Here is an 18,807-nt window from a genome sequence, read left to right on the forward strand (position 1 = left end):
GTACCGCGTCGCTCGGGCGTCGTCAGCACAGCGGGACCGCCTCTCCGGCACCCTCCGGCCAGGCGGTGAGCGGAGTGAAGCCCCGGTGGCCGCACTCCCCGAAGACCGTGACCGGAGCGCCGCCCGACAGCGCGACCAGCCGCCACAGGCCCGGTCGGCTGCCCGCTGTCGGCGTCAGGGGCAGAGCCATGCCGCCGTCCGCGTCCGCGAGCTGCCAGGAGCCGTCGAGCGGGGTCGGTATGACCCGGCCCAGCGTCACGGGGTACGAGTCCAGCCACGGGTCGGCCCGGAGAGCTTCCCCGTAGCGCGCCGCCGCGTCCGACGCGGTCGTGCCCGGCGGTCTCGTCGCCGCCGGGGCCGGGGGCGCGAACTGCTCGCCCAGCGCCGCCCGTAGCCGGCCCGCGCCCGGGTAGGACGTCACGTCGGCGTCGAAGGACAGCCCCACCGGCAGGGTCAGCTCCGGCGCGCGCCCTGCCGCTCCGTAGGAGAGGAGGAGCACCGTGCGGCCGGACGTCTCCCCGTACAGCCAGATCCGGCGTGTCGTCAGCCGGCCGTCCGAGGTGTCGTACTGCGCCAGTACCAGCCAGCGGTCGCGGACGGGCGGGCCGTCGGGCGAACCAGCCAACCCGACGCGTGAACGGACCGTCGCCGCCAGCCCTTCCGGCAGCCGCTCACGCCTCAGCCAGCCCTGGTCGAGCAGGTGCAGCAGCGCGCACTCCTCCAGCAGCCGCACCGGCCAGCCCGGTCCCGACGCCGGGAGCGCCGCCAACTCCCGCACGCGCCCGGCGAGGCCGGGAGCCTGCGCGTCGACCATGCGGGCCGCCGTCTCCTCCCACAGCCCGTATCCCGCCTGCTCGGCCGCGGCCAGGCCGCCCCGCAGCAGGTCGGACAGGCGCTGCTCCAGCTCCGTCGCCCCCGCCGTGATCCGCTCGGCCCGCCGCTCCGCCCTGCGCCGGGCCGCCTCCGGATCGGCGGACGGGGCCGGCGGGGTGCCGCCGGCCACCCGCTTCTCCTGCGCACGCTGACGGCGCCCCTTGATCCACTGCTCCGCCCAGTCCGGCTCCTGCGCCCGCGGCACCGTGCCGTCCCCGCCCGCCCAGAGCAGCAGCAGCCCCAGCGCGTGCTTGCACGGGAACTTCCGGCTCGGACAACTGCACTTGTACGCAGGCCCGGCCGCGTCCGCCAGATCGACGACCGTCCGGTACGGCTTGCTGCCGCTGCCCTTGCACAGCCCCCATACCGTCCCCTCGTCGGAACTGCCCGCCTGGGACCACGGCCCGGCCGTGCCGAGTTTGCTTCCCGCTTTGCGTGATGCCGCGTCAGGCGCCAGTGCCAGCACCTGGTCCGCGGTCCAGCGCTCCCCCTGCCAAGTCATGTCGTCGACGGTAGGTCCCGGCACTGACAATCGGTCCTCGCGATGGCGTCTTCGCAGGTCATGACGCATTGTCAGTGGTGTGGTGCACGGTTGGTGGCAGATCCGAACCGGCCGAGCTGGAGGGGGATACGGCCATGAGCGCGTCCGTTGACCAGAAGTCCGTCGAAGCGAACCCGAGTCCGTCCGCGCCCGCGAACGGGAGCGGGGGCACGAGCCCAGGCGGACCGAGGTCCGCTCCCGGGCCCACACCGGCACAGGCGACGGGGACCGCACCCGCCCCGGCGCTGCGGCCGCACGCCGAGGACGCCTTCGCCCACGAACTCGCCGCGCTGGCCGCCCAGGACGACCGGCGGCGCCCGGCCCGCTGGAAGCTGTCGCCGTGGGCCGTCGCCACCTACCTGCTGGGGGGCGCCCTGCCGGACGGCACGGTGATCACGCCGAAGTACGTGGGTCCGCGCCGCATCGTGGAGGTCGCCGTCACCACGCTCGCCACCGACCGCGCCCTGCTCCTGCTCGGCGTGCCCGGCACGGCGAAGACCTGGGTGTCCGAGCACCTGGCGGCGGCCATCAGCGGCGACTCGACGCTGCTCGTCCAGGGCACCGCCGGGACCCCGGAGGAGGCGATCCGCTACGGGTGGAACTACGCGCGGCTGCTCGCGCACGGCCCCAGCCGCGACGCCCTGGTGCCGAGCCCCGTCATGCGGGCCATGGCCGAGGGAATGACCGCCCGCGTCGAGGAGCTGACCCGCATCCCGGCCGACGTCCAGGACACTCTGATCACGATCCTGTCGGAGAAGACGCTGCCGATACCGGAGCTGGGCGAAGAGGTGCAGGCCGTCCGCGGCTTCAACCTGATCGCCACGGCCAACGACCGCGACCGCGGGGTCAACGACCTGTCGAGCGCCCTGCGCCGCCGCTTCAACACGGTGGTGCTGCCGCTGCCGGACAGCGTGGACGCCGAGGTCGACATCGTCTCCCGCCGGGTCGACCAGATCGGCCGCTCGCTCGACCTGCCGGCCGTGCCCGAGGGCATCGACGAGATCCGCCGCGTGGTGACGGTCTTCCGCGAACTGCGGGGCGGTGTCACGGCCGACGGCCGGACCAGGCTGAAGTCGCCCAGCGGCACCCTGTCCACCGCGGAGGCGATCTCCGTCGTCACCAACGGACTCGCGTTGGCAGCCCACTTCGGCGACGGCCTGCTGCGCCCGAGCGACGTCGCCGCGGGCATCCTCGGCGCCGTCGTCCGCGACCCGGCGGCCGACCGGGTCGTCTGGCAGGAGTACCTGGAAGCGGTGGTCCGCGAGCGCGACGGCTGGAGCGACTTCTACCGCGCGTGCCGGGAGGTGACCGCGTGAGGAACTCCGGCCCCCCGCGGACGGAGCCGCTGCTGCTCGGGGTGCGGCACCACGGGCCCGGGTCCGCGCGGGCCGTGCGGGCCGCGTTGGAGGCCGCGCGACCCGGGATGGTGCTGATCGAGGGGCCGCCGGAGGCGGACGCCCTGGTACCGCTCGCGGGCCACCCGGACATGCGGCCGCCCGTCGCCCTGCTCGCCCACGCCGTGGACGAGCCCGGACGGTCGGCGTTCTGGCCACTGGCCGAGTTCTCCCCGGAGTGGGTGGCGATCCGCTGGGCCCTACGGCAAGGGGTACCGGCCCGGTTCATCGACCTGCCGGCGACGCACACGCTGGCATGGGGGAAGGACCAGCCCACGGGCACCGATGCCGAGGCGGCCGGCGGCTCCGACGACACCGTCCGCGTCGACCCCCTCGCCGTGCTGGCCGAGGCCGCCGGGTACGACGACCCGGAGCGCTGGTGGGAGGACGTCGTCGAGCATCGGGGCGTGGGGCCGGGAGACCCCCTCGCGCCGTTCGCCGTGCTCGGGGAGGCCATGGCCGCCCTGCGGGAGGAGTACGGCGCCGGCGGACACGGACGGGACCTCGTGCGGGAGGCGCACATGCGCCTCCAGGTGCGCACGGCACAACGGGAGTTCGGGGGCGACCTGGCGGTGGTGTGCGGGGCCTGGCATGTGCCGGCGCTGCGCGAGAGGACCTCCGTCACCGCCGACCGCGCGCTGCTGAAGGGCCTGCCCAAGGTGAAGACGGACATGACCTGGGTGCCCTGGACCCACCGGAGGCTCGCCCGGGCCAGTGGATACGGGGCGGGCATCGACTCGCCCGGCTGGTACGGGCATCTGTTCCGCGCTCCGGACCGGCCCGTCGAGCGGTGGCTGACCAAGGTCGCGGGGCTGCTCCGAGAGGAGGACCGGATCGTGTCGTCCGCGCATGTCATCGAGGCGGTGCGGCTGGCCGGGACGCTGGCCGTCCTGCGCGGGCGCCCGCTTCCGGGCCTGTCGGAGACGACCGAGGCGGTACGGGCGGTGATGTGCGAGGGCTCGGACGTCCCGCTGGCGCTGGTGCACGACCGGCTGGTGGTGGGCGACGACATGGGCGAGGTACCGGAGTCGGCCCCCGCCGTGCCGCTGCAGCGGGACATCGCCCGGCTGCAGAAGCGGCTCAGGCTCAGACCGGAGCCGCTGGAGCGGGAGGTGGAGCTGGACCTGCGCAAGGAGACCGACGCCGAGCGCAGCCGGCTGCTGCACCGGCTCCGGCTCCTCGGGATCGGCTGGGGGGAGCCCGCGACCTCGCGCGGCAGCACGGGGACGTTCCGGGAGACCTGGCGGCTGCGCTGGGAACCGGAGCTCGCGGTGCGGGTCGCCGAGGCCGGGGTCTGGGGGACGACCGTGCTCGCCGCCGCGACCGCCAGGGCCGAGGCGGACGCGACCGCCGCCCAGGCCCTCGCAGACGTCACCGCGCTCGCCGAGCGGTGCCTGCTGGCGGAACTGCCGGCGGCGCTGCCCGTGGTGATGCGGGTCCTCGCCGACCGCGCCGCCCTCGACGCCGACGTCGGCCACCTCGCCCAGGCCCTGCCCGCCCTGGTCCGCTCCCTGCGCTACGGGGATGTGCGCGGTACGGACACCCGGGCACTGGCGGAGGTCGCGGCGGGGCTCGCCGAGCGCGTCTTCGTCGGGCTGCCCCCGGCGTGCGCGGCGCTGGACGCCGAGGCGGCCGAGGACATGCGGCGCCATGTGGACGCCGTTCACGGGGCGGTGGGTCTGCTCGGGGACGGCGTCGCGGCGGAGCACGGCGAGATACGCGGGCGTTGGCGTGCCGTCCTGCGGGTGCTGGGCGCACGGGACGCCGTGCCCGGGGTGATCCGCGGGAGGGCCCTGCGGCTGCTCCTGGACGAGGGGGAGCTGACGCAGGACGAGGCCGCGCGGCTCATGGGGCTCGTACTGTCGCCGGGAGCGGCACCGGCGGACGCCGCCACCTGGATCGAGGGGTTCGTCGGGGGCGGCTCCGGCGGCGGGATGCTGCTCGTGCACGACGAGCGGCTGCTCGCCCTGGTGGACGCATGGCTCACCGGGGTGCCGGCGGAGGCGTTCACCGACGTACTGCCGCTGCTGCGGCGGACGTTCTCGGCGTACGAGTCCGGAGTGCGGCGCACCCTCGGCGAGTTGGTGCGACGTGGGCCGGGTGCACGCGGACACGCGGCGACCGGCGAAGCGGGCGTCCCCGGGTTCGGCACGGACCTCGACGCCGGGCGGGCGGACGCCGTGGTTCCGGTGCTGCGCCTGCTGCTCGGCCCGGACGAGCCCGACCGCATCGATGTCGACGACCTGGCAGGGGTGGCCGGATGAGCACAGGGACGAGTGACGGGACGAACACCACCGTTGCCGACGAGCGGCTGCGGCGCTGGCGGCTGGTGCTCGGCGGAGACGCGGCGGACGGCACCGGGTACGGGCTCACCGGGCAGGACGCGGCGATGGACGGGGCGCTGAGCGCGCTGTACGGGAAGGGGGACAGGCCGCAGCAGGGGCGGGACCGTTCGGCGGGGCTCGGGGCGTCCGCGCCGTCCGTGGCGCGCTGGCTCGGCGACATCCGCACCTACTTCCCCTCGTCCGTCGTCCAGGTCATGCAGCGAGACGCCGTCGACCGGCTCGGGCTGTCCACGCTTCTGCTCGAACCGGAGATGCTCGAGGCGGTCGAGGCCGACGTGCACCTGGTCGGCACGCTGCTCTCGCTGAACAAGGCGATGCCGGAGACCACCAAGGAGACGGCAAGGGCGGTGGTGCGCAAGGTCGTCGAGGACCTCGAGAAGCGGCTCGCCACCCGCACCAGGGCGACGCTCACCGGCGCCCTCGACCGCAGTGCCCGTGTCACCCGCCCCCGCCACCGGGACATCGACTGGAACCGCACGATCGCCGCCAACCTCAAGCACTATCTTCCCGAGTACCGCACGGTGGTGCCGGAGCGGCTGATCGGGTACGGGCGGGCGTCCCGGTCGGTGAAGAAGGAGGTCGTCCTCTGCATCGACCAGTCGGGGTCGATGGCGGCGTCGGTGGTGTACGCGTCCGTGTTCGGGGCGGTGCTGGCGTCGATGCGGTCCATCGCGACCCGGCTCGTCGTCTTCGACACGGCCGTCGTGGACCTCACCGACCAGCTCGACGACCCGGTCGACGTCCTCTTCGGCACCCAGCTCGGCGGTGGCACGGACATCAACAGGGCGCTGGCGTACTGCCAGGCGCAGATCACCCGGCCCTCGGAGACGGTCGTGGTCCTCGTCAGCGACCTGTACGAGGGAGGCATCCGCGACGAGATGCTCAAGCGGGTGGCGGCGATGAAGGCGTCGGGGGTGCAGTTCGTGGCACTGCTCGCGCTCTCCGACGAAGGAGCACCCGCCTACGACCGGGAGCACGCGGCGGCGCTCGCGGCGCTCGGAGCACCGGCGTTCGCGTGCACGCCCGACCTGTTCCCGGAGGTGATGGCGGCGGCGATCGAGAAGCGGCCCCTGCCGATACCGGAGACGGCGTGACGGCGTGCCGGTGGTGTTCACATGATGGCGTGACGAACGCCTTCCGACGACAGGTCCAAAAGGAGACACCGCACAACGCAAGGGGAATACGGAATATGAGTACCCATCGGTAACAGGGGGCTTGCGCAACCACAGGCGTTGCGTGCAAGGATCGACGGCACTTGGCTGTCCGCGGTGCGCGGTGTTCGCTCCGTACCGCCTCGTTCCGCCGCACGGAGGCTCTCCCCGTCTTGATCCTGCCGGCCGCACCGCCCTTCGCCGAGGCCGCACTGCGCGCGCTGCGTACGGCGGCCGGGCGGCGTGCGCTGCAGGTGGCGCCGGTGCTGGGCGGGGTGCTCGCGCTGGGACTCCTGTGCGAGCGGCAGGCGTACGCGGACGGAACACCGACGGCCTCAGCGGCTCCCGCCGCAGCCGGGCCCCGGATCGGCGCGGCGACGGCCGGCACTCCGCCGATCCGCACTCCGTCGGCCGGCACCCCGTCAACGGGGCATGCCCGAGCGGCCGTCGGTACCGGAGCGCGCCCGAACACGGACGAGGTGGTGCGGCCGGTCGCCGACGGTCCCCTGCGGCCGGTGAGCGGGACGGCCGGTCGGCGGGCTCGTGCACACGGTGGCCGAGGCGACGGCGGGCGCGCCCCCGCAGCGGCCGGCGCCACCGTCCCTTCCCGGTGTCCCCGGCCCGCCTGTTCTCCCCGGCCCGCCGGGCCTCCCCCCAGGGCCTCCCGGCGCTTCGGATGCCCCGGGTCTGCCGACACACCCGGGGCACACCCCGCCCGCGCCCTCCGCATCGCAGCTACCGAGGGGCGGCACGGCGACCCCGCGACTGGCGCAGCAGCGGGAGACCGGGGCGTACGGGCCCCGGGCGGCCGGGAGCCCCGGTCCGACGGCGGAGCGGTCCGCGTCTCGCGCGCCGCACACCGTACAGACCACGCACACGCATCCCCACCCGGTACCCGACGGGGACCCGAGCCGGGTGTTCGGCGACCAGCCCGCCGCCGACGCGGGTTCGCGGCGCCATGGTGACGGGCACGCCGTCGCGCCGGTCCACCGGGCGCCGGCCGGGCTCGTGCGCGGCGCCACCGGGATCGTCACCGCGGAGGGGCCCCGGGACGGGCACGGGGACGTTCCCGAGTTCCCCGGTTGGCGCAGCGCCCGTCCCCGCCCGGCATCGGCACCACGGTCCCGGGCGGCACGGGTCCCGGCACCGTGAACGGTGCCGTCGCCGACCCGCCCGGGAGGTCGTCCGACCCCTCGCGCCCGGCCCCCTGCAGGCACGGCCGGTGCCCCACGTACCTCCTCCGACCGCCGCCGTACGACGCGCCCCCCGGCCGGGCCCCGACGTACGGCGGCGACCGACTCCGCGGGCTCACGCAGGCGGACGACCGAAAGCCGTCGGTTCGTCCGCCCGGAACCCCGCGGAAAGGGACGGCTGGTCCCCATTGGGGTGGGGATCAGCCGCCCCGGGCCCCTTCGGGGGTTGTCCAAGGGGCCTCACCGGGTCGACCCCAGCCCGGAGAGGCCCTTCACCTCTGGCACGCAGTGCCGGAAAGCTCGGCATCATGTGACAGGTATCACCGCTCAGGTGTGACCCTCGATTTATGGAGGCCCGGCGAGCGGCGATAACCTGCGAGACGGACATGCCGCGCGCTCGGACACCGTGTGCGCCTCCCTTGTGACACAGAGCGGACGTCACGTTGCCCTTCGCGGCACGCCCACGCATCCAACGAACCGCGAGATCACTGATAGGGACGGAAGCGCGTGGACCTGTTCGAGTACCAGGCGAGGGACCTCTTCGCCAAGCACGGTGTACCGGTGCTGGCCGGTGAAGTCATCGACACGCCTGAGGCGGCGCGCGAGATCACCGAGCGGCTGGGCGGCAAGTCGGTCGTCAAGGCGCAGGTGAAGGTCGGTGGCCGCGGCAAGGCCGGCGGTGTCAAGCTGGCCGCCACCCCGGACGAGGCGGTCGCCCGCGCGACGGACATCCTCGGCATGGACATCAAGGGCCACACGGTCCACAAGGTGATGATCGCCGAGACCGCTCCGGAGATCCTCGAGGAGTACTACGTCTCCTTCCTCCTCGACCGCGCCAACCGCACCTTCCTCTCCATCGCGTCCGTCGAGGGCGGCGTGGAGATCGAGGAGGTCGCGGCCAGCCGCCCCGAGGCCGTCGCCAAGATCGCGATCGACGCCATCGACGGTGTGGACAAGGCCAAGGCCGAGGAGATCGTGGCCGCGGCCAAGTTCCCGGCCGAGGTCGCCGACAAGGTCGCCGATGTCCTGGTCAGCCTGTGGGAGGTCTTCGTCAAGGAGGACGCCCTGCTCGTCGAGGTGAACCCGCTGGCCAAGGTCGCCTCCGGTGACGTCATCGCCCTCGACGGCAAGGTGTCCCTGGACGACAACGCCGAGTTCCGCCACCCCGAGTTCGAGGAGCTCCACGACAAGGCGGCGGCCAACCCGCTCGAGGCCGCGGCCAAGGAGAAGAACCTCAACTACGTCAAGCTCGACGGCGAGGTCGGCATCATCGGCAACGGCGCGGGTCTGGTCATGTCCACCCTCGACGTCGTCGCCTACGCCGGTGAGAAGCACAAGGGTGTCAAGCCCGCCAACTTCCTCGACATCGGTGGCGGCGCCTCCGCCGAGGTCATGGCGAACGGCCTGGAGATCATCCTCGGCGACCCGGACGTCAAGTCCGTGTTCGTGAACGTCTTCGGTGGCATCACCGCCTGCGACGCGGTCGCCAACGGCATCGTGCAGGCCCTGGAGCTCCTGGAGTCCAAGGGCGAAGAGGTCACCAAGCCGCTGGTCGTGCGCCTCGACGGCAACAACGCCGAACTGGGTCGCCAGATCCTGGACGACCGCAACCACCCGCTGGTGCAGCGCGTGGACACCATGGACGGCGCGGCCGACAAGGCCGCCGAGCTGGCTGCTGCCGCGAAGTAAGGGACGAGGTCAACACAACCATGGCTATCTTCCTCACCAAGGAATCCAAGGTCATCGTCCAGGGCATGACCGGCTCGGAGGGTCAGAAGCACACCCGCCGCATGCTGGCGTCCGGCACGAACATCGTCGGCGGCGTGAACCCGCGCAAGGCGGGCCAGAGCGTCGACTTCGACGGCACCGAGGTACCGGTCTTCGGCTCCGTCAAGGAGGCCGTCGAGAAGACCGGGGCCGACGTCACGGTCATCTTCGTCCCGGAGAAGTTCACCAAGGACGCGGTCGTCGAGGCCATCGACGCCGAGATCCCGCTCGCGGTCGTCATCACCGAGGGCGTCGCGGTGCACGACACGGCGTCCTTCTGGGCGTACGCCGGCAAGAAGGGCAACAAGACCCGCATCATCGGCCCCAACTGCCCCGGTCTGATCACCCCCGGTCAGTCGAACGCCGGCATCATCCCGGCCGACATCACCAAGCCGGGCCGCATCGGTCTGGTGTCGAAGTCGGGCACGCTGACGTACCAGATGATGTACGAGCTGCGCGACATCGGCTTCTCCACCTGTGTCGGCATCGGCGGTGACCCGATCATCGGCACCACCCACATCGACGCGCTGAAGGCGTTCCAGGACGACCCCGACACCGACCTGATCGTGATGATCGGTGAGATCGGCGGCGACGCCGAGGAGCGGGCCGCGGCCTTCATCAAGGAGAACGTCACCAAGCCGGTCGTCGGCTACGTGGCGGGCTTCACCGCGCCCGAGGGCAAGACCATGGGTCACGCGGGCGCCATCGTCTCCGGTTCGTCGGGCACCGCCCAGGCGAAGAAGGAGGCGCTGGAGGCCGCGGGCGTCAAGGTGGGCAAGACGCCGACGGAGACCGCGAAGCTCGCGCGGGAGATCCTGGCCGGCTGAACTCCGCCCGGCTGAACGCGCGGTGGGCCCGCACCCCTCGGGGTGCGGGCCCACCGGCCTTTCCGGAGCGGCGCCAGTGGGCGACCGGTCAGCGTGGTTGCGGCGTCAGCCGGCCCGGCCCCCGGTGCGGGGCCGACATCAGCCGGGCGCGCAGGGCCGTCTGCGGCCGGGACAGGGGGCCCTGCGCCGGGCGCGGGGGAATGTCCTGAACGGGGGCGCCCCGGCCCACCGGGGTTTCGTAGTGGTCGGCGGCTGTGTGCAGGGTCAGGGTCGTCGCGCCGATGACCGCCGTCGTCAGGGCGATCGCCGCGCGGGTGCAGTGGCGGGTGCGGCGTTCTCCGTCGGAGCGGACCGATGGGGCCCGGGGGGCCCGGATGGCCTCCGAGGAGGCGAGTTCGGCGAGCCGGCGGGGCAGGACGCCCGGTTCGGCCTGGTCCGGTACGAGTCTGGTGAGCGTGGCGTGGGCGCGCAGCAGACGGCCCGCGGTGGCCGGGGTGCTCGCCTCGCTCTCGGCCGCGATGTCCGGCAGGTCGAGGCCGAGGCCGTCGTAGAGCAGCAGGGCGCGTCGTTGGGTCGGCGGCAGGTTCAGGAGCGCGTGCAGCAGGGCGCGGTTCGCGGCCCCCGGGGGCGGCGGCTCGGGGCGTCGGTGGTGGAGGCGGAAGCGGTGCCAGGGGGAGAGCGCCCGGTCGTGCACCGCTGCCCGTACCCAGCTCATGGGATCCCGGTCCACGGCCACCTCGGGCCAGTGCTGCCACACCAGCTGGAAGGCGCGTTCGACTGCCGCACGGGCCAGGTCGCGCCGGCCCGTGAGCAGGTACGCCTGCCGTACGAGGGCGGGGGCGCAGTACTCGTACAGCGCGTCGAAGGCCTGCTGAGGCGTCAGGCTCGGCCTCACGAGGCGGCCCCTCGTGCCGAAAAGTACATAAACGTATTTTTAGCGACACATCGGCGCTTCACGGGTTACGCCGGGAAAGCGCGTGTCGTTGGGAGCATGGCGGCGTGACTTCATGGACCGACCGCCGCACCCCGCTGCCGTCCCTGCTCGCCCGGTCGCGCCACCGGTGGCCCGGGCTGGGTGTGAGCCTGCTCGGCGGGGCCGTTGCCGCCGCGCTGGGGCTCGGTGTGTTCGCCCTGATCGCGATCGTGCTGTGGATCGGTGCCCCGTATCCGGACGACGGACCCGACGGCGCTCTCAGGGTGGCGGCCGCGTTGTGGCTGCTGGCACACGGTGTGGTGCTCTTCCGCACCCAGACGCTGTCCGGGGTGCCCGCCCCCGTCGGCGTCACACCGCTGCTGGCCGCCGCGGTGCCGGTGTGGCTGCTGTACCGGGCGGCGCGGGACGTGACGGACGGCGCGGCCGTGGGCGGCATGGACGGCCCGGAGGGCGCGGAAGGACCGCAGGTCGCTGCTTCCGGGCCGGCCTGGTGCGGCGTGGCGGCGGGCTACCTCGGGGTGGGTCTGGCGGCGGCGCTGTACGCCTCGGCAGGGGAACTGCGGCCGTCGTGGGCGTGGACCCTGGTGTGCCTGCCGCTGGTGACCGTGGTGTCGGCGGGGGCGGGGGTGTGGACGACGTGTCGGCGGCCGCTCGGGTCGCTGCGCGTGCTCCGCCGTGCGGAACACGCGTTGCTCTCCAGCGCCGGACGGGCCGGTCTGGCCGGGGCTGCCGTACTGGTCGGCGGGGGCGGGCTGCTCGTGGGGCTGTCACTGGTGTGGCACGGGGAGGCGGTGCGGGCGTCGTTCCCCCAGATGGCGCAGGGGTGGGCAGGGCGCGGAGCGGTGCTGCTGCTGGCGGTCGCGCTGGTGCCGAACGCGGCGGTCTGGGCGGCGGCGTACGCGCTCGGGCCCGGCTTCCTGCTGGGCGTGGGGCATGGCATGGGGCCGTGGTCGCCGGCGACGGCACCGTCGCTGCTGCCGCCGCTTCCGCTGCTGGAGGCCGTACCCGGAGGCGGGGGCGGGCTGCTGGGCCGCTCGGTGGCGGTGGTGCCGGTCGCCGCGGGGGTGGTGGTGGGGTGCCTCGTGGCGCGTGGCGCTCGCGCCGAGCGGAAGCGGGAGCGAGGCGTGGCGTGGTCGCTCGGGCGGACGGTGACGGGTGTCGTGGGGGCGGCGCTGGTGTGCGGGGTGCTGCTCGTAGCGCTCGCGGAGGTGTCCGGCGGGCCGCTCGGGGTGGCGGCGTTGGCGCGGTTCGGGCCGGTGGGGTGGCAGGTGGGGGCTGCCGCCGCGGGGTGGGTCGCGGGGGTGGGGGTGCCGGTCGGAACGGTGGTGCGGTGGTGGTCTCGGCGGGGAGCGGAGCAGCGGCCGGGCGAGGCCCCGGGGCTGTTGGTCCGGCGGGCGGAGGAACAGCGCGTCGAGGTGCCCGTCGCCGCCCCGGTGACGCCCGTACCGGTACCGGCGGCGTCCGAACCGGTAGCGGCTCGGGCGGACGGGGCCTGGGAGGATCCGGACCTGCTCCCCTACGAGGTGCTGGCGGCCGAGGCGGATCCGTTCCTGCCGGACGACCCGGAGCCGGCACCCGCCCCGCCGGAGGAGGCGTGACCGCGGAGTCCGCACCGGACCCGGGCGCATGCGGCCGGGAGCGTCAGCCGTTCGTCCCCAGGACGCCCCGCAGGTCCTTCGGCAGAAGATCGTTGCAGGACTGCTTCGCCGCTGACGTCAAGGCGTCGTTGACGCACGTGTAGTAGTCCCGGTAGACCAGCTGCGCCGCGAACGTGGAGGCCACCAGCGTCAGTGCCAGACACGCCGTGACCAGGCCGCTGACCGCGGCCGTGGTCTGGGGGCGGGCCGCTGGCGCGGGAGTGTTCCGGTCCGGGGTGCGGGGCTTGGTACGCAGGGCGCTCACGCCCCAGTACAGCGACAGCGCGCCCAGCAGGAGCGCCACGTACGGCCAGCTGAACAGCGCGAAGAAGAACGCCCACATACCGCCCAGCAGCGCATACCGCGCACGGCGCTGGGCCGGGTCCGTGGGGTCCCAGCGCAGTCCCGCCCCCGGGCCGCCGGGACCCTCCGGGCCGCCCTGTCCGCCGGGACCGCTCGAGCTGCCCGGGCGCTCGCCGAAGCGGCCGCCCGTCGCAGGGCCCGGCTGCCGGTCGCTCCACTGGCCGCCCCAGGGCGCAGGGCCGCCCTCACCGGAGTCGTCCCGCCCCCCGCCGGGCCGGCGCGGCTGCCAGGGACGGTCCGGTACGCCCTCCGGCGGTGGCGCGAACGGATTGTCGTCCGCCGGTGCCTCCTTCGGCCTTCCGCCGTCCTCGACGGATCCATCGCCCCCGGACGGTGCCCCGTCGCTCTCCCGCGGCGGCACAGGCGAAGGATGCCGCTCGCGCAGCAGCAGCGGAGGGAGTCGGAGACTGCGGTCCGGCATCAGGTGTGCGTCTTCCCCTTGGTGGTACGGGCGGGCGGTTCGTCATCGGAGCTCGTCGCGCGGCGGGTGCGCCCCGGGCAGGCGGTGCCGTGGGCATCCCCCTCACCTGGTCAACGTCCCGCGCAGGTGCGGCGTTCCCCGCCTGGGACCGCTTCCCGGACCGCTTCTGCAGGTGGCTCCTCCCCAGACGCTACCGTCCGGCCACGCCCCCGTCGCCCGGGGGTCTCCTGGTGTGCCGGTATCGTTGCTGACGGTCGGCCGCTTCGTAGACTTCCCCGTATTCGGGGTCGCGAAGCATTCGTACGACCGTACAAACGCTCTCCCGAGCGACCACACGCACACTTCCCCGAGAAAGGGCCCCGCCGTGCCCGAGTCCGCGGCCGAGACCGTCAGCGAGTCGGCGGCCAAGCGCCTGGTCGTCCTGGTCTCCGGTTCCGGCACCAACCTGCAGGCACTTCTCGACGCCATCGCCGAGGCCGGCCCCGCCGCCTACGGGGCCGAGGTCGTGGCCGTCGGCGCCGACCGCACCGGCATCGAGGGCCTGGCCCGCGCCGAGCGCGCCGGGCTGCCCACCTTCGTCTGCCGGGTCAAGGACTACGAGAGCCGGGACGCGTGGGACGCCGCCCTCACCGAGGCCGTCGCGTCCCACGAACCCGACCTCGTCGTCTCGGCCGGGTTCATGAAGATCGTGGGCAAGGAGTTCCTCGCCCGGTTCGGCGGGCGGTTCATCAACACCCACCCCGCTCTCCTGCCCAGTTTTCCCGGGGCCCACGGGGTGCGCGACGCGCTCGCGTACGGCGCCAAGGTCACCGGTTGCACCGTCCACTTCGTCGACGACGGCGTCGACACCGGGCCGATCATCGCGCAGGGCGTGGTGGAGGTCCGGGACGAGGACGACGAGAGCGCTCTGCACGAGCGCATCAAGGAAGTCGAGCGAAGACTGCTCGTCGAGGTCGTCGGGCGGATCGCCCGCAAAGGCCATCGCATCGAGGGACGAAAGGTAGTTATCCAGTGACCGCCGAGAGCACCCAGCGGCCCGTCCGGCGCGCGCTCGTCAGCGTCTACGACAAGACCGGGCTCGAAGAGCTCGCCCGCGGGCTGCACGAAGCCGGCGTCGAGCTCGTCTCCACCGGCTCCACCGCGGCGAGGATCTCCGCGGCCGGTGTGCCCGTCACCAAGGTCGAGGAGCTGACCGGCTTCCCCGAGTGCCTGGACGGCCGGGTCAAGACCCTGCACCCCAAGGTCCACGCGGGCATCCTCGCCGACCTGCGCCTCGAGACCCACCGGCGGCAGCTCGCCGAGCTGGGCGTCGAGCCGTTCGACCTCGTCGTCGTCAACCTCTACCCGTTCCGCGAGACCGTCGCGTCCGGGGCCTCCCCCGACGAGTGCGTCGAGCAGATCGACATCGGCGGCCCCTCGATGGTCCGCGCCGCGGCCAAGAACCACCCGTCCGTCGCGGTCGTCACCAGCCCGGAGCGCTACGGCGACGTCCTCGCCGCGGTCCGCGACGGCGGCTTCGACCTCACCGCCCGCAAGCGGCTCGCCGCCGAGGCCTTCCAGCACACCGCCGCGTACGACGTCGCCGTGGCGTCCTGGTTCGCCTCCTCGTACGCGCCCGCCGACGACTCGGTCTTCCCCGACTTCGCCGGCGCGACCTACGAACGCCGCACCACCCTGCGCTACGGCGAGAACCCGCACCAGCCCGCCGCCCTCTACACCGACGGCACCGGTGGCCTGGCCGAGGCCGAGCAGCTGCACGGCAAGGAGATGTCGTACAACAACTACACGGACACGGACGCCGCGCGCCGTGCCGCGTACGACCACGACGAGCCGTGCGTCGCCGTCATCAAGCACGCCAACCCCTGCGGCATCGCGATCGGCGCGGACGTCGCCGAGGCCCACCGCAAGGCGCACGCCTGCGACCCGGTCTCCGCGTACGGCGGTGTCATCGCCGTCAACCGGCCGGTGAGCCGGGAGATGGCCGAGCAGGTCGCGGACATCTTCACCGAGGTCGTCGTCGCGCCGGACTACGAGGAGGGCGCGCTCGAGGCGCTCGCCAAGAAGAAGAACATCCGCGTGCTGAAGGCCCCGAACGCCCCGGAGAACCCCGCCGAGATCAAGCAGATCGACGGCGGTGCGCTGCTCCAGGTCACCGACCGCCTCCAGGCCGACGGCGACGACCCGGCGAACTGGACCCTGGCGGCGGGTGAGGCGCTGAGCCCGGAGGAGCTGAAGGAGCTGGCCTTCGCCTGGAAGGCCTGCCGTGCCGTGAAGTCCAACGCGATCCTGCTCGCCAAGGACGGCGCCTCGGTCGGCGTGGGCATGGGTCAGGTCAACCGGGTGGACTCCTGCAGGCTCGCGGTCGAGCGGGCGGGCGAGGAGCGGGCGCGCGGCTCGTACGCCGCCTCGGACGCCTTCTTCCCGTTCCCCGACGGCCCGGAGATCCTGATCGCCGCGGGCGTCAAGGCGATCGTGCAGCCCGGCGGTTCGATCCGCGACGAGCTGGTCGTGGAGGCCGCGCAGAAGGCGGGCGTGACGATGTACTTCACGGGCACGCGCCACTTCTTCCACTGAGCCGCGGTGAGTTGTGGTGATGCCGGGGCCCGTCGGTCGACGACCGACGGGCCCCGGCATCACCCATGTTCCGCTGGGAGTTCGCACCACACGGTCTTGCCGCCTCCGGCCGCCTGCTCCGTACTCCAGCGCCCCGCGACCGCATGGCTGGAAGGGACGCGAGACCAGTACCTGCCCGGCTTGCCGGGCCCCGACGAGGCTGACGCCGGTCTTCTGCTCGCCCGGGTCGATGCCGGTGGGCTGGGTGATGGCCATGACCTGGCGTCTTTCCCCGGCGAGCTGCGGCGGAAGGCCCGACATGCCAGGGCCCGTGCCTCACCCGCCCGGGGTGGGACACGGCCCTCGGTGGGGTGCGTGTGGTCAGTTCTGGATGACCATCGTGCCCGCGGCCTTGTCGTGCCAGCCCTGCTGGCGGCCGGACTTGTCCCAGAACGGGGACAGGTAGACCAGGAGCTGGCCTATACCGCAGGCGATGGAGCCGACCATCGGGATGATCCAGCGGATGAACGACTTGCCCAGGCCCGGCTTCCCGCCCGTCTCGGCGTTCACCACGTGCAGGCCGACGGCCATCTTGCCGAGGGTGCGTCCCACCAGGCCGACCATCAGCCACTCGTAGAGCAGTCCGATGACCGCGAGCATCACGATCACGGCGCCGAACTTGGCCACGATGTCCGAGCTCGCGTTGTTGATGCAGGTGCTGTAGTCGGCGGCGTTCGGGTCGCAGTTCTTGGCCGCGCCGACGGCACCGGCGGCACCCGCGACGGCGAGGATCATGTAGATGACGCCGAAGACGACGCCGTCGATGAGACGGGCGCCGAGCCGGCGGCCCATCGACGCGACCCGGGGCGCGGGGGCGCCGCCCTCCGGGTAGCCCTGCTGCTCCGGGTAGCCGTAGCCGCCCTGCGGCGGCACGCCCGGTGTCTGCGGGTAGCCGTAGCCGGGCTGCTGGCCCTGCTGGGGGTACTGCTGGCCCTGCTGGGGGTAGCCGTACCCCTGCTGGGGGTTCTGCGGCTGTCCGTAGGGGTTGTTGGGCGAGCCGAAACTCATGGCCGGTTTCCTCCGTTGACGCAAGGCGGGGACGGTGCGGATTGCGCGGAGGAACGTCACGAACCGAGCGGTTTGCCCCCCGAACACGAACCGCAGAACTGCGCAGCTCATCGTTCTAGGAGTGGCGATATTTTGTCCAGTCGCCGGAAACATGTGTTGTGCAGTCGCAATGTGCGCGATCACCCCGGTCCGGGCGCGCCCGCCGACGACCGGCCGAACCGGTTCCCACCCGGATTGGAACCGGGGCCGGGTCATCCGCGAGGATGGGACCATGACCGCCCAGATTCTCGATGGCAAGGCCACCGCAGCCGCGATCAAGTCCGATCTGACCGCCCGCGTGGCGGCGCTGAAGGAGAAGGGCGTCACGCCCGGCCTCGGCACGATCCTGGTCGGGGACGACCCCGGCAGCCGCAAGTACGTCGCGGGCAAGCACCGCGACTGCGCCGAGGTCGGCATCGCGTCGATCCAGCGCGAGCTGCCCGCCACGGCCACCCAGGAGGAGATCGAGGCGGCCGTCCGCGAGCTGAACGAGGACCCGGCCTGCACCGGTTACATCGTGCAGCTGCCGCTGCCCAAGGGCATCGACGAGAACCGGATCCTGGAGCTGATGGACCCGGCCAAGGACGCCGACGGCCTGCACCCGATGAACCTCGGCCGTCTCGTCCTGAACGAGCCGGCCCCGCTGCCCTGCACCCCCAACGGCATCCTCACCCTGCTGCGCCGCCACGGCGTCGAGATCAAGGGCGCGGAGGTCGTGGTCGTCGGCCGGGGCGTGACCATCGGCCGCCCGATGCCGCTGCTGCTGACCCGGCGCAGCGAGAACGCCACCGTCACCCAGTGCCACACCGGCACCCGTGACCTGTCCGCCCACCTGAAGCGCGCCGACATCGTCATCGCCGCGGCCGGCTCGGCGCACCTGGTCCGCGCCGAGGACGTGAAGCCGGGCGCCGCCGTCCTGGACGTCGGTGTCTCGCGCAATGCCGAGGGGAAGATCGTCGGTGACGTCCACCCGGACGTGGCCGAGGTGGCCGGCTGGATCTCCCCGAACCCGGGCGGTGTCGGCCCCATGACCCGTGCCCAGCTGCTCGTCAACGTGGTCGAGGCGGCGGAGCGCAGTGTCGGCTGAGGCCAGGCCCGCGGGCGATCCCGAGAAGGGGGCCGCGGGGGAGCGGGAAGCGGACGCCGAGCCGGTGGTGACGGACTCGGTCAGCGCCCGCGACGCGGACGGTGTGCCGCGGCGCGCGACCCGGCGGTTTCCGCGGGTCACGCGCGACACGGCGCGGCCCGAGGGCGGTGGCAGGGCCGCGCCCCGCGACGCTCCCGCGCCCGCCCGGCAGTGGCCGATCCTCGTCGTGCTGGCCACCGTCGGCCTCGGACTGCTGCTGACCGCGCTGGACGCGTTCCGCTTCGGCACGGTCCTGATCGGCGCCGCGCTGCTGGGCGGTGCCGTGATGCGCTGGGCGCTGCCCGACGTGGGCATGCTGGCGGTGCGGTCCCGCTTCACGGACATGATCACGTACGGCGTCCTGGGCGCGGCCATCGTGCTGCTCGCGCTGATGGCGCAGCCCCACCCCTGGCTGGAGATACCGTTCCTGGACGACACGCTGCACTTCACGGTCCGTGCCTGAGTGGTCGGAACGTCAGCGATCGGTAGTCGGTGACCGGTGCCTGAACGGTCCGTGCCTGGGCCGTCCGTGTCCGAACGGTCCGTACGCGGACGGTCCGTCGTCCGGCCTCGAG

14 protein-coding genes are annotated in these 18,807 nt (G+C 73.4%); 10 read left to right on the top strand and 4 right to left on the bottom strand.

All coding sequences use genetic code 11. The features are described 5' to 3' along the window. Positions 1–22 precede the first annotated feature (22 nt). On the bottom strand, positions 23–1,375 hold the full coding sequence (locus AC5WS8_RS16540) for an SWIM zinc finger family protein (RefSeq protein ID WP_496104138.1): 1,353 nt from the start codon (positions 1,373–1,375) through the stop codon (positions 23–25). 134 nt (positions 1,376–1,509) lie between these two features. Between AC5WS8_RS16540 and AC5WS8_RS16545 the strand changes: the two genes are divergently transcribed. From AC5WS8_RS16545 to sucD, 5 genes are all read left to right on the top strand, one after another. After that, a complete protein-coding gene (locus AC5WS8_RS16545; RefSeq protein ID WP_496104139.1) occupies positions 1,510–2,730 on the top strand; it encodes an ATP-binding protein in 1,221 nt (406 codons plus the stop codon). Further along, the gene (locus AC5WS8_RS16550; RefSeq protein ID WP_496104140.1) at positions 2,727–5,072 is read left to right on the top strand and encodes a DUF5682 family protein; all 2,346 of its coding nucleotides are present in this window, start codon (positions 2,727–2,729) and stop codon (positions 5,070–5,072) included. The genes AC5WS8_RS16545 and AC5WS8_RS16550 overlap by 4 nt, the downstream gene beginning before the upstream one ends. Further along, positions 5,069–6,247, top strand: coding sequence for a VWA domain-containing protein (locus AC5WS8_RS16555; protein WP_496104141.1), 1,179 nt, complete (start codon positions 5,069–5,071; stop codon positions 6,245–6,247). The genes AC5WS8_RS16550 and AC5WS8_RS16555 overlap by 4 nt, the downstream gene beginning before the upstream one ends. Before the next feature lie 1,757 nt (positions 6,248–8,004). After that, positions 8,005–9,186, top strand: coding sequence for an ADP-forming succinate--CoA ligase subunit beta (gene sucC, locus AC5WS8_RS16560; protein ID WP_496104142.1), 1,182 nt, complete (start codon positions 8,005–8,007; stop codon positions 9,184–9,186). A gap of 20 nt (positions 9,187–9,206) precedes the next feature. Further along, the gene (gene sucD, locus AC5WS8_RS16565) at positions 9,207–10,091 is read left to right on the top strand and encodes a succinate--CoA ligase subunit alpha (RefSeq protein WP_496104143.1); all 885 of its coding nucleotides are present in this window, start codon (positions 9,207–9,209) and stop codon (positions 10,089–10,091) included. 88 nt (positions 10,092–10,179) lie between these two features. Here the strand turns inward: sucD and AC5WS8_RS16570 are convergent, their stop codons facing one another. Next, entirely contained in the window at positions 10,180–10,986 is an 807-nt protein-coding gene (locus AC5WS8_RS16570; protein ID WP_496104144.1) for a sigma factor-like helix-turn-helix DNA-binding protein, read from the bottom strand. A 104-nt stretch (positions 10,987–11,090) separates the two neighbouring features. Between AC5WS8_RS16570 and AC5WS8_RS16575 the strand changes: the two genes are divergently transcribed. After that, positions 11,091–12,623 carry a cell division protein PerM gene (locus tag AC5WS8_RS16575; RefSeq protein WP_496104145.1) on the top strand — a complete coding sequence of 511 codons (1,533 nt, stop codon included), beginning with the start codon at positions 11,091–11,093 and terminating at the stop codon, positions 12,621–12,623. A gap of 43 nt (positions 12,624–12,666) precedes the next feature. On the opposite strand, the gene AC5WS8_RS16580 is transcribed toward AC5WS8_RS16575, so the two are convergent. Further along, positions 12,667–13,446: a hypothetical protein gene (locus tag AC5WS8_RS16580; RefSeq protein WP_496104146.1), complete on the bottom strand. Its 780-nt coding sequence runs from the start codon at positions 13,444–13,446 to the stop codon at positions 12,667–12,669. A gap of 364 nt (positions 13,447–13,810) precedes the next feature. Here AC5WS8_RS16580 and purN point away from each other — a divergent pair, with 364 nt between their 5' ends. Both purN and purH read left to right on the top strand, forming a co-directional pair. Beyond that, positions 13,811–14,461 (top strand): phosphoribosylglycinamide formyltransferase, encoded by a 651-nt coding sequence (purN, locus tag AC5WS8_RS16585; protein ID WP_496104147.1) that lies wholly within the window; start codon positions 13,811–13,813, stop codon positions 14,459–14,461. After that, positions 14,458–16,020, top strand: a complete 1,563-nt coding sequence (gene purH / locus AC5WS8_RS16590; RefSeq protein WP_496104148.1) for a bifunctional phosphoribosylaminoimidazolecarboxamide formyltransferase/IMP cyclohydrolase — start codon at positions 14,458–14,460, stop codon at positions 16,018–16,020. The genes purN and purH overlap by 4 nt, the downstream gene beginning before the upstream one ends. A 360-nt stretch (positions 16,021–16,380) precedes the next feature. Here purH and AC5WS8_RS16595 read toward each other — a convergent pair whose 3' ends face one another. Further along, positions 16,381–17,067, bottom strand: a complete 687-nt coding sequence (locus tag AC5WS8_RS16595) for an RDD family protein (RefSeq protein WP_496104149.1) — start codon at positions 17,065–17,067, stop codon at positions 16,381–16,383. 271 nt (positions 17,068–17,338) lie between these two features. Between AC5WS8_RS16595 and AC5WS8_RS16600 the strand changes: the two genes are divergently transcribed. Both AC5WS8_RS16600 and AC5WS8_RS16605 read left to right on the top strand, forming a co-directional pair. Beyond that, positions 17,339–18,193, top strand: coding sequence for a bifunctional methylenetetrahydrofolate dehydrogenase/methenyltetrahydrofolate cyclohydrolase (locus AC5WS8_RS16600; RefSeq protein WP_496104150.1), 855 nt, complete (start codon positions 17,339–17,341; stop codon positions 18,191–18,193). After that, entirely contained in the window at positions 18,183–18,695 is a 513-nt protein-coding gene (locus AC5WS8_RS16605) for a DUF3017 domain-containing protein (protein WP_496104151.1), read from the top strand. The genes AC5WS8_RS16600 and AC5WS8_RS16605 overlap by 11 nt, the downstream gene beginning before the upstream one ends. The last annotated feature ends 112 nt before the right edge of the window (positions 18,696–18,807 follow it).

This window comes from Streptomyces sp. PTL18, from assembly GCF_059510295.1.